Below are 11371 nucleotides of genomic sequence, written 5' to 3'. Positions count from 1 at the left end.
CCCCGGCTGCAGCAGCCACTCCGCCGGCCATTCCGCGCATCGCGCTTGTAGGCGTCCACGGCTTCGGCGAGCGCCACCTGGCAAACCTCGCGCGGCTGGAAGCAGCCGGCGCCTTGGAACTCGTGGCCGTCGCCGACCCCAACCCGCCCGAACCAGGCAAACTTGCCGGATCGGTGGCCGTGTTCCCCACCCTGGACGCCCTGCTCGCCGACGGACCGGGCGCCGACGTGGTCATCCTCGCCACCCCCATCCAGACCCATGCGCCCCTGGCCATCGCTGCCTTGGCGGCCGGGGTGGACGTCTACGTGGAGAAGCCGCCGGCCGCATCGCTGGCCCGGTTCCAGGACATGCTGGCCGCCGCAGAGGCGTCCGGCGGGCGCGTCCAGGTGGGCTTCCAGAGCCTCGGCTCCACCGCGCTGCCGGCCATCCGGGAGCTCGTCGCGGCGGGCACCATCGGTGACGTGCTGGGGCTGAGCGCCACAGGCCAGTGGCTCCGCACCAAGGGATACTTCAAACGCTCCCGCTGGGCCGGGAAGCGGAACCTGGGCGGCGTCGACGTGGTGGACGGCGTGGCCACCAACGCCCTGGCGCATGCCGTGGCCACGGGCCTGCACCTGGCCGGGGCCCACACGCTGGCGGATGTCGCCTCGGTGGAGGCTGACCTTTACCGGGCCCATCACACCGAAAGCGACGACACCTCGGTCCTCCGGGTCCGCACCGCCACCGGCACTACCCTGCTGTGCGCCTTGACCCTGTGCGCTCCCACGCAACTGGACCCCTCCGTCACCATCCACGGAACCCGCGGCGAGATCACCCTGTTCTACACCCGGGACGAGGTGCTCATCAGCACCCCGGACGGCGAGGAACGGCAGCAGCACACCCGGACGGACCTGCTGGAGAACCTGCTCGCGGCCCGGGCCACCGGTGTTCCGCTCCTCAGTTCCCTTGCAGACACCGGTGCGTTCACCGCTGTCCTGGAAGCCATCCGTACCGCCCCGGACCCGCAGGCCATCCCCGACGCGCACCTGACCTGGGAGGGCGAAGGCGACGACGCCCATCCCGTGGTCCACGGCATCGCCGGCCTCATTGACCGGGCAGCCAAGTCCCAGGCGACGTTTGCAGAACTCGGCGTCCCCTGGGCGCGCTCCCTGCCGCCCGCACGAACCCTGAAGCTGTCCGGCCACACCGTGGCCGGGTACCAGGACGGCAGCCGCATCCGTGCGGTGTCCTCACCCCGGCCCTACCTGCACCCTGTCCGGACCGCTGCGGGCACCGTGGTCACGGACCACCAGCCGCTGGACCACGTGTGGCACCTCGGCGCCGGCGTGGCCCTCCAGGATGTGGACGGCATCAACTTCTGGGGCGGCCGCACCTACACGCGCGCAGCCGGCCAGTACGTCTGGCGTCCTGACCACGGCAGCATCACGGTGACCGCCGCGGCGCAGACCGACGCAGCGGACGGGAAGCCGGGAACGTTGCAGGAGACCCTGTCCTGGCAGGGCCCGGACGGCACCCCCGTCCTGGTGGAGGAACGCACCTGGTCCTGGTCCGGCGTCGGGCCCGGCGTGTGGCAGCTGGGGCTGGACTTCGCGCTCTCCCCCGCCGGCGGACATCCCGTGAGCCTGGGCAGCCCGGGCTCCAACGGCCGCCACGAAGGCGGCTACGGCGGCTTCTTCTGGCGGTTCCCCGCCTGCACCGACGCCTCCGTCCGGACCGCGGCCAGCGAGGGCGAGTCCGCTGTCCATGGCAGCGTGGCGCCCTGGCTGGCCTGGTCCGGGTCCTTCACCACGGACGACGGCGGTGCCGCGGCCGGTGCCACGCTGGTCTTCCTCGCCGAAACAGGCTCCACGGACCCGTGGTTCGTCCGCGTTGACGGCTACCCCGGGGTGGGCCAGTCACTCGCCTGGGACACCCCGGTTATCGCCACCCCCGGCAATCCCGTCCGGCGCCGCGTCACCGTCCTGGTGGCGGACGGCATCCTGGGCACCCCCGACATCGAAGCACTGATCAAGCAGCAAAGGGACCTCACATGAGCCAGACAACAGTTAACCCCGGCCAGCTGCAGCCACCCGCACCGGAGTCCGGCACGCGCGCTGCCCCTGCCTCCGCGGCGGACCGGGCCATCAAACGGCGCCGGGTCCTGGACATCCTGGACGCGGCCGGCCGGGATTCCCTGCTGCTCTCCACCCACACGGCCCTCACCTGGTACCTGGACGGCAGCCGCGTCCACATCAGCCTCGCCGGCGACCCCGTTGCCGCGATGCTGGTGGACCGCGACGGCGACCACCTGGTCACCTTCAACAACGAAGCGGGCCGGATCGCCGCCGAGGAGCTGCCGTCCGGCGTCGCCCTCCACACGGCGCCCTGGTACGGAAGCCTGCACGAGGCCGCGGCAGCCCTGGGGGCACCCGGCTCAGCTCCCCTGGCCGAAGCTGATGTCGCGGCGGAACTCCGGGCCGCCAGGCAGCAGCTGCTGCCGGCGGAAAGCGACCGCTACGCCAGGCTGGGCGCCGAACTGGCTGTCATCCTGACGGACGTCCTGTCCACCGCAACACCCCGCACCACGGAGTTCGACATCGCCTCAGCCCTGGCCGGGCGGGTGGTGGCCGCCGGTGCGGAGCCCCTGGTCCTGCTCTGCAACGGCAGCGCCCGCAGCCAGTTCCGGCACCCGCTGGCCACCCACTCGCCGCTGGGCCGCCGCGCCATGGCCGTGGTGTGCGCCCGCCGGGACGGCCTGGTTGCCAACATCACCCGGTGGGTCAGGTTCGACGCCGGCAGTCCGGCCGAGCGCGACGCCGAGGCCCGCATCGCGGCCGTGGAAGCCGACATCTTCGACGCCACCGTCCCCGGCACCACCCTTGACCGGGTTTTTACCGAGATCAAGTCCGCCTATGTCCGGCACGGCTTCGGCGCCGAGCAGTGGGAACAGCATCACCAGGGCGGCCCCGCCGGCTACGCGGGCCGGGATCCGCGGGTCACGGCTGCTGTCACCGATACCGTGGTCCAGGACCAGCCCTTCACGTGGAACCCGTCAGGACCCGGCGTCAAGATCGAGGATACGGTCCAGCTGACCGGCTCGGGCGTCCAGGTCCTCACGGCTGATCCGCGCTGGCCCGCGGCCACCGTGAACGGGCTGGCACGGCCCCTCACGCTGCAGCTGTAGGGCCTGCCCGGCAGACAGAAAACCCCGGGACATCCGTCCCGGGGTTTTCTGTTGAATGAAGCAGCCTGCTGCAGGTCCCTGGAGTTACGGCAGGACCAGCTTGCCGTCCACGCGGCGCGGGATGCCCAGCGGGTTGGCGTCCTGCAGGGCGGGGTGCAGCACCGATTCGGGGGCATCCTGGTAGGCCACCGGACGCTGGAACCGGCGGACCGCGGTGGCCCCTACCGAGGTGAACAGTGAGGTGGTGGCCGGGTACGGGCCGCCGTGCTGCTGCGCCCAGTTGACTGCCACCCCGGTGGGCCAGCCGTCAAACAGCACGCGTCCTGCCAGGCCGGCCAGCTGTTCCACCACAGAAGCGACGTCTTCGCCGGGCTCGGCGTGGACCGTGGCGGTCAGGCTGCCGGGAACCTTGGCGAGGACCTCGGCCAGCTCTGCCTGGTTGGTGTACTCGATCAACATGGTGGTGGGCCCGAAGCACTCCTCGAGGAGTTCTTCGGGGCGGTCCAGCACGTGGGCTGCGGTGGTGGAGAAGATCACCGGGGCTGCACCGTTGGCGGCGGCGTCCTGGTCAACGCTGCCGCTGACCACCTCCACGCCGGGGACGGCAGCGAAGCTGTGCAGGCCGCCCGGGTAGGCCTCGGCGATCCTGCCGGTCAGCATCGGCAGGGCAGGCTTGTCCTTGCTGGCTTCGGCGAGGTCGGCGGCAAACGTGGTGCCGGCCGGAATGAACACCAGGCCCGGCTTGGTGCAGAATTGGCCGGCGCCCAGGGTGAAGGAACCCGCAAGGCCAGCCGCGAGGGCGGCGGAGCGGTTCTCCAACGCGGCGGCGGTGACCACCACGGGGTTCAGGCTGCCCAGCTCGCCGTAGAACGGGATGGGTTCGGGCCGGGAGGTGGCGAGGTCAAAGAGCGCCCGCCCGCCGGGAATGGATCCGGTGAAGCCCACGGCCTTGATGGCGGGATCCTGGACCAGCGCGGTACCCACTTCGCGGCCGCTGACCAGCGCAAACAGGCCTTCAGGGGCGCCGGCACCGAGCAGGGCTGCGGTCACGATCTCCGCGGTCCGCTCGGACAGCCGGACGTGGCCGGAGTGCGCCTTGACGATCACTGAGGAACCCACCGCCAGTGCAGAGGCAGTGTCGCCGCCGGCCACGGAGAACGCGAACGGGAAGTTGGACGCAGCAAAAACAGCCACCGGGCCGATCGGCTTCAGCAGCCTGCGGAGGTCCGGCTTGGGCGGCGTGGCGGCCGGGTCAGCGTGGTCGATGACCGCTTCAAGGTAGGAGCCCTCGGTGATGACCTTGGCAAACAGGCGCAGCTGGCCGGAGGTGCGGGCCACCTCGCCGGTGAGCCGCGGAACACCCAGGCGGGTCTCGGAATCGGCGATCTCCACCAGTTCGGCGGAGTTGGCATCCAGTGCATCAGCCACGGCCGTGAGCCAGGCGGCCCGCTCCGCGTCTGAGGCGGCGGCCGAAATCCTGGCCGCCGTAGTGGCTGCGGCGGTGAGGTCTGACAGGGAAAGCGTTGCAGTAGTCACGTGGGGTACCTGTTCCTTGTATCTGGTGTGGTGGCTGCGGGATCGATCAGGGCTGCCAGGGATCCCGGAAGCTGAATCCCAGGCCGGGCTGGTCCGTCAGGCTCACCCGGCTGTCGCTGAAGGTCACCGGCGCCGGTCCGGCCAGGATGCCCAGCTGTTCAAAGGATGCCTGTTCAACATCCTCCACCAGCGTGGGCTCTGCCAGGGTCAGCGCCAGTTGCCCCGAAAGCTCGGGCAGCAGGTGCGGCATCACCTTGATGCTGTTGGTCCGTGCCAGTTCCACAATCCGCCGGAACGGCGTGATGCCGCCTACCCGGATGATGTTGGGCTGGATGATGTCCACCGCTTCCGCTTCAATAAAATCGCGGAACCGGTAAATGGTGTGCAGGTTTTCGCCAAGGGCGATAGGGACCGGCGAATGCTTGCGGAGCCTGCGGTAGGCCCACAGGTCGTCGGCCCGGATGGGTTCCTCCAGCCATTCCAGGCCGAATTCAGCCAAAACGTCCAGTGCTTTGAAGGTGGTGGGCAGGTCCCACCGCTGGTTGGCGTCGATCATGAGTTTGCGGTCCGGCCCCAGCACGGAGCGCACTGCTGCCAGGCGTTCGGCGTCTTCGCGCACGTCCGGCTTACCCACTTTGACCTTGACGGCCCGGTGCCCGGCGGCGACCCAGCGGCGGGCCTGGTTCACAAGTTCGTCAAGGGTGTAGTGCAGGTTGACGCCGGAGCCGTAAACTTCGGCGGATTCCTGCCGCTGGCCCAGCAGGCCGGGAACGGAGGTGTGGGCCTGCCGCGCCTGCAGGTCCCAGAGGGCAAGGTCCACCCCGGCCATGGCGATGGTGGTGAGCCCGCCGCCGCCCGCTTCGTGCAGCCGCTTCCACAAGGCGTCCCACACCGTTTCGGGGTGGGCCGGGAGCCCGGTGATGAACGGGGCAATGTCGTGGTCCAGCAACGCCTTGACGGCGTGCGGGCCGATGGTTGGCGTCCAGGAGAAACCGTGGCCGGTGCCGCCGTCGTCCGTGTGGAGTTCGGTGACAATCACGTGGTTTTCCGGCGCGTCCGCTCCCCAGCTCAGGCGCAGGGGCACCGTGATCAGCCGGGTGGAGAGCCCGGTGATCCTCGGTGCGGTGCGGACCGCCCCGGCGGCGGGGGCGCTCATCAGCTGCCGGCCAGCTCGTAGCCCTTGGCGAGGATGGCCTTGAGCTCCAGGACCTGGTCCTCGGTGGGGTCGGTCAGCGGTGGCCGGACGGGGCCCACGGGGAGCCCGGCCAGGCGGAGCCCGGCCTTGATCAGCGAGACGCCGAAGCCGGGGGTCTGGTCGCGGAGCCGGACCAGGGGCGCGTAGAAGCCCGCCAGCAGGGCGTTGCGCCGGTCCTCGTCACCGTTAATGTAGGCGTCATAGTAGGCCTTGGCGATTTCAGGGGCCATGGCGAACGCGGCGGAGGAGTAGAGCGGAATGCCCAGGCCCCGGTAGGCGCCCTGGGTCAGTTCCGCAGTCAGCAGGCCGTTGAAGAACGCGAAGTCCTCCCGGCCGGTGGCGCGGACCGCCGAGACGATCTCCTGGGCCAGGCCCACGTCGCCCAGGCCGTCCTTGAAGCCAATGACCTTGGGGTTGGCTGCAAGCCGCACCATGGACGCTGCCGTGAATTTCGCGTTGCCGCGGTGGTAGACGATGACCGGCAGTGAGCTGGCGTCCGCCACGGCCTCGATGTAGGCCACCAGGCCGTCGGTGGGACCTGTCACCAGGTAAGGCGGCAGGACCAGGAGCGCATCGGCGCCTGCTTCCTCGGCAACCCGGGCCGAGGCCAGGGCGTGGCCCAGCGGGCCGCCGGCGCCTGCAACGACGGGGACCTTCCCGGCCACAACCTCGACGGCGGCGCGCACCACGGTGCCCACCTCTTCGAGGCTCAGGGCGTGGTATTCACCGGTGCCGCAGGCGGGAAAAACGGCGCCGGGGCCGAAAGGCAGCCGGGAGCTGATGTGCTCCTTGAGCAGGTCCGTGTCCACGGCACCTTCGGCCGTGAAGGGGGTGACGGGAAAGAAAAGTACGCCGTCGAATTTCATGCTGTCTCCTTGGGGCCGCTGCCGGCGCTGACCAGCGCGGCGGGCTCTTCGTTGGGGATGTTGGATTTGAGTTCGGTGCGCCAGCTGCGCTTGGGCTGCCAGCCCAGGAGGTCCTGGGCCTTGGCGATGGAGAAGGCTGGGCTGGTGCCGGTGAGGCCGGCACTGATGGCTTCGCTGCCGGGCAGGAACGCCGGCATCAGTTCCGCCAGCGGGGCAACGGCCAGGGCATCGGCAGCGCCCACAAAGAAGGTTTCGCCGTTGGGGATGGTGTCCATTTTTGCCAGCAGCAGGTCCAGGAAGTCAGCCACGTCCCGGGCGTCCACGTAGTTGAACAGGGCAGGCGCGGAGAGCGCGGGGTCCGCCAGCCGCTCGGCCAGCGTGTGACCCTGCTGGGTTGGCGCGCCTTCCCACTCTTCGGGCGAGATCACGTAGCAGGGCCGGAAGGCCGCGTAGCGGATCCCCTGGCCCTGGGCCGCAGCGAACATCTGCACTGTCTGTTCGGCGATCAGCTTGGACAGGGCGTACGCGTTCCAGGGCTTCGGGACGGTCCGTTCATCCAGCGGGAATGCCTCCGGCAGCCAGCCGGCCGGCGATCCGTAGCCCAGCACGGTGGGGCTGCTGGCCGTGACGATCCTGTGCACGCCGGCGTCCGTTGCCGCCGACACAACGGCAAACGCGAGCCGGGTGTTGGTTGCGAAAATGACGTCCTCCGGCGCGCTGAACGGGACAGCGATCGCCGCAAGGTGGATGACGGCGTCGGGCCGGGTTTCCCGGATCAGCCGGGCGGCTTCGCCCGGCGCCAGGAGGTCGGCGGTTTCCTGGTCGACGCCGGCCGGCAACTGGTCCGCCGGGACGGCGTCCCGGTCCACCGAGATGACGTGGTGCCCGGCTGCTGCGAGCCCGCCCACCACACTGCGGCCCAGCCGGCCGGAGCCGCCGGTAACAAAGATCCTGCTCATGGTTGTTCCTTCAGGTTCTCAGGGCACGGATTAGGCGCCGCGGCGAAGGTCGACACCGAGGTCGAGGTCTTCGATGCGGACGGGCAGGGAGGATTCCAGGGAGCGGTTGCCGGCGATGCCGACAGATACCGAACGCAGGCCATCCAGGTAGCCGGACGGCCGGCCCAGCGGGTCTTCGCCGGGTCCGTTGAACAGGTCGGACAGCAGCAGGGCGTCGCCGCCGCCGTGTCCGCCTTCGCCGTTGACGATCGGCACCTCGTAGGCAGCTTCCCAGTGGCGCTGGACCACCAGGCGCTCGCCGTTGCGGCGGATGGCGTCGTCTTCCTCGATGGGGGTTGCGCTCGGGTCCACCACCGTCTTTTTGTCCGTGCTGGACGTGACGGCGGCCCGCTCCACCACCTCAAGTTCGGCGCGGCCTTCGGTGCCGTTGACGGAAACGCGGTAGCCCTCCCACGGGCTGTGGGCGTTCAGGGAGTAGCTCAGGCGCGGCCCGCCCTGGTATTCGACGACGAGCGCCAGGTTGTCCTCGATGGTGATGCCACCGGTGAAGACGTCCTGGTCGCGGCGGTAGCCGTCGTAGTGCTCGTTGTCCAGGAAGAGGGCCTTGAGCCGCTCGTCATCCCGCAGGTCAAGGGTGAACGGATCCTTCGCCGTGGTGGCGGGAGCATCGGCGTCGGGTGTGCCACGTTCCGGACGGGGGCCAAGTCCGCGTTCCGCGGCGTTTTTGTCGCCGTAGAACTTCAGCCCACCGGAGGCGAAGACGCGTTCGGGGACGTCATTGATCCACCAGTTGACCAGGTCGAAGTGGTGCGAGGCCTTGTGGATGAGCAGGCCGCCGGAGTTCTTCTTCTCGCGGTGCCAGCGGCGGAAGTAGTCGGCGCCGTGGACGGTGTCCAGGACCCAGCTGAAGTCGACGGAGGTGACCTTGCCGATCACGCCGCTCTGGATGATCTCCTTCAGGGCGCTGTTGCGCGGTGAGTAGCGGTAGTTGAACGTGACCACCACGTTCCGGCCGGTCTCCTGCACCGCGGCGGTGATCCGGCGGCAACCTTCGGCGTCGATGGTGAGCGGCTTCTCCACCACCACGTCGGCGCCGGCGCGCAGGGCTTCGACGATGTAGTCGGCGTGGGTGTAATCGGGCGTGGTGACCACAACGCGGTCGATGTTGTTGGCCTGGATGAATGCGGTGAGGTCGGCGGGATCAAACGATGCCACCGGTCCCGGCGCGCCCAGTTCCTGGATCAGCTTCTGGTAGAACTCCACCCGGCCGGGGTTGACGTCGGAAAACGCCACCAGCTCGGCGGTCCCGGCGTGCTCGCCGTAGACGGCGCGGATGTACATTTCGGACCGGCCGCCGGTGCCGATCAGGGCGAGGCGGGCTTTTCCGGTCCCTGCGGCAGCGGTGCCGGCCGTGGGAGCGGACTGGGGTGCCGTTGCTGGTGAACTCGACTCGGCTGTGCTGACCATGGGGTCCCTTTCGACGTGTACCCGGCCGCGTGGGCGGCTCCAGGAGGTTCGGCGTGGGCATTTTGTTCCGCCCGGCGAGAAAGCGTTTTCTCAGATCGCTATATGATTTGTATCAACCTCCGGCACCATCCGTCAACCATATGGACACTGGCAGAAACCGTTTTCTTCGGCACTGTCGTGCCATCCGGGCGGAAAACCGTCCGGATAGTGTGGGAAAACGCGGGAAAACAGTAGAAATCGTTTTCCCGCACCGTTATATGCTGTGACTCATTACCCGGCACCCCGGCGTGGGATGCCGCCACCGGAGGCAGGAGGCCAACGCCCCCTGCCCCGGCATAAAACGAAGGGACCACCATGGTCAGGAGATCGGCAACCGGCAGGATCGGCATCGCAGATGTCGCCGTCAAGGCAGGCGTCTCGCACGCCACGGTTTCCCGCGTGATGAACGGTAACTTCACGGTGGACCCGGATATCGCCGCCCGCGTCCGGGCAGCCGCTGCGGAGCTGAAGTACCAGCCCAACCCTGTGGGCCGCAGCCTGGCGCTGGGCAAAACAGACACCATTGGCATTGTGGTCCCGGACCTGGCCAACCCCACCTTCCAGGCCATCCTGCGTGGCCTGAGCCGCGCCGCCGCGCAGGACGGCTACCGCGTCCTCATCGCCGATTCCTTCGAGGTTTCCAGCGAGGAAGCGATCCTGGCCGGCGAAGCCCGGCGCCGGTGCGACGGGCTGGTCCTCTGCGCCCCGCGCATGTCGGATGCCGAACTGGAAGAGATCGCACCGTCATTGCGGCCCCTGGTGCTGATCAACCGGACCACCGATGCCGACGACATCCCCAGCCTGGTGGTGGATTACGGGCAGGGGGTCCAGGACATCGCCGAACACCTGGTGGAACTTGGCCACACCCGCCTTGCGTTCCTGTCCGGCCCGCCCCGCAGTGCCTCCAACGGGCTCCGGCTCCAGGGCCTGGAGGCCTTCAAGGCCGCCCACCCCCAGGTGGAGGTCAGGATGCTGGAAGGCGGCTCGGACTTCGACACCGGCCACGGGGCAGTGGACGCCGTCCTGGAAAGCGGCGCCACGGGAATCCTGGCCTTCAACGACCTCGTGGCCATGGGCCTGATGAGCGGGCTACATGAGCGCGGCCTGCAGGTCCCGGGGGACATTTCGGTGACAGGCTTCGACGACATCCCTTTCGCGAAGTACACCACCCCCGCCCTGACGACGGCGGCCGTACCCATCACCGAACTCGGCGAGCAGGCCTGGCACCAGCTCCGGGCCCTCATCCGGAAGGAAGACAACGACGCCCCGGGCAGCCGCTACCAGCCACGGCTGGAAGTGCGGGCTTCCACCGGACCGGCCAAGGCTCCACGGCAGGCAGTCCACGGCTGAGCTTTCCCGGTCCGGCCCGACCACCCTCCGCCGCCGCCTGGCTCCGCGCCGTCTGGCCCCTTTCCGTCTGGCCCCTGAGGGTCAGGCGGACGGACCCAGCCCCGCCTCCTGGTAGTACCCCTCGATGTGGGCCGCCACGAGCTTTGCCGCCCGCCCGCCGTCGTGCGCGGTAATGGCGTCGAGGATCTGGTGGTGCTCTGCCATGAGCCGGGACGCGGTGGCCGCCCAATCAGGAAGGTTGGCGGTCAGCCGCCCCGCGTAACCCTGGATCGATTCGCGCAGCGAGCCCATCATGGCGCTCACCACGGCGTTGCCGGCAGCATCCGCCAATGCCAGGTGGAACTGCACATCCAGGGCCAGGAATTCGTCCACTGACAGGCCCGGCTCGTCCATCCCGGCCAGCAGCGCCGCAGCGTTCCGGAGCCCCGGGGCGTCCGGGCTGGCCTGGGACACCGCCCAGGATTCGAGCAGCACCCGGGTTTCCACGATGTCCTTGACCGGCAGGTGCTGGGTGGCCACGTGGAGCCGGAGGGCCGAGCCCAGGGCCGCCGTCGGATCCGAAATCACCACGGTGCCGGCTTCGGGGCCCGAGCCCACCCCGGCACGGACCACCCCCATGGCTTCAAGGATCCGGATGGCTTCCCGGACCGAGGTCCGCGACACGGCCAGCTGCTCGGCAAGGCTCCGTTCGGCCGGCAGCCGGCCGCCCACCATCAGCCGGCCGGCGGAAAGTTCGTTCTCGATCCAGGTCAGGACCAGCTGGTGGGTACGCATGATGCAATGGTAGTTGATGTGG

9 protein-coding genes are annotated in these 11371 nt (G+C 69.3%); 3 read left to right on the top strand and 6 right to left on the bottom strand.

The genetic code is table 11. The features are described 5' to 3' along the window. Positions 1 to 29 precede the first annotated feature (29 nt). Both ASF72_RS02940 and ASF72_RS02935 read left to right on the top strand, forming a co-directional pair. Positions 30 to 2033, top strand: coding sequence for a DUF6807 family protein (locus ASF72_RS02940; RefSeq protein WP_056597395.1), 2004 nt, complete (start codon positions 30 to 32; stop codon positions 2031 to 2033). Then, entirely contained in the window at positions 2030 to 3163 is a 1134-nt protein-coding gene (locus ASF72_RS02935) for a M24 family metallopeptidase (protein WP_056596463.1), read from the top strand. The genes ASF72_RS02940 and ASF72_RS02935 overlap by 4 nt, the downstream gene beginning before the upstream one ends. Before the next feature lie 84 nt (positions 3164 to 3247). On the opposite strand, the gene ASF72_RS02930 is transcribed toward ASF72_RS02935, so the two are convergent. From ASF72_RS02930 to ASF72_RS02910, 5 genes are read right to left on the bottom strand one after another with little or no spacing between them, the layout of a single operon-like run. Beyond that, the gene (locus ASF72_RS02930) at positions 3248 to 4699 is read right to left on the bottom strand and encodes an aldehyde dehydrogenase (NADP(+)) (protein ID WP_050684353.1); all 1452 of its coding nucleotides are present in this window, start codon (positions 4697 to 4699) and stop codon (positions 3248 to 3250) included. 46 nt (positions 4700 to 4745) lie between these two features. After that, positions 4746 to 5855: a mandelate racemase/muconate lactonizing enzyme family protein gene (locus ASF72_RS02925; RefSeq protein WP_056596460.1), complete on the bottom strand. Its 1110-nt coding sequence runs from the start codon at positions 5853 to 5855 to the stop codon at positions 4746 to 4748. Continuing rightward, a complete protein-coding gene (locus ASF72_RS02920; RefSeq protein ID WP_056596458.1) occupies positions 5855 to 6760 on the bottom strand; it encodes a 5-dehydro-4-deoxyglucarate dehydratase in 906 nt (301 codons plus the stop codon). The genes ASF72_RS02925 and ASF72_RS02920 overlap by 1 nt, the downstream gene beginning before the upstream one ends. Then, positions 6757 to 7719: an NAD-dependent epimerase/dehydratase family protein gene (locus ASF72_RS02915; RefSeq protein ID WP_056596455.1), complete on the bottom strand. Its 963-nt coding sequence runs from the start codon at positions 7717 to 7719 to the stop codon at positions 6757 to 6759. The genes ASF72_RS02920 and ASF72_RS02915 overlap by 4 nt, the downstream gene beginning before the upstream one ends. Positions 7720 to 7749: 30 nt before the next feature. Next, complete coding sequence (locus ASF72_RS02910; protein ID WP_050684349.1) at positions 7750 to 9186, bottom strand: Gfo/Idh/MocA family protein; 1437 nt, start codon at positions 9184 to 9186, stop codon at positions 7750 to 7752. 354 nt (positions 9187 to 9540) lie between these two features. On the opposite strand from ASF72_RS02910, the gene ASF72_RS02905 reads away from it, so the two are divergent. After that, positions 9541 to 10575: a LacI family DNA-binding transcriptional regulator gene (locus ASF72_RS02905; protein WP_050684348.1), complete on the top strand. Its 1035-nt coding sequence runs from the start codon at positions 9541 to 9543 to the stop codon at positions 10573 to 10575. Positions 10576 to 10656: 81 nt separating this feature from the next. On the opposite strand, the gene ASF72_RS02900 is transcribed toward ASF72_RS02905, so the two are convergent. Next, positions 10657 to 11349, bottom strand: a complete 693-nt coding sequence (locus ASF72_RS02900) for a FadR/GntR family transcriptional regulator (protein ID WP_056597393.1) — start codon at positions 11347 to 11349, stop codon at positions 10657 to 10659. Positions 11350 to 11371: the final 22 nt, after the last annotated feature.

The sequence above is a fragment of the Arthrobacter sp. Leaf141 genome, assembly GCF_001424565.1.
Taxonomy (GTDB): Bacteria; Actinomycetota; Actinomycetes; order Actinomycetales; family Micrococcaceae; genus Arthrobacter.
This window is presented reverse-complemented; position numbering and strand designations above follow the sequence as displayed.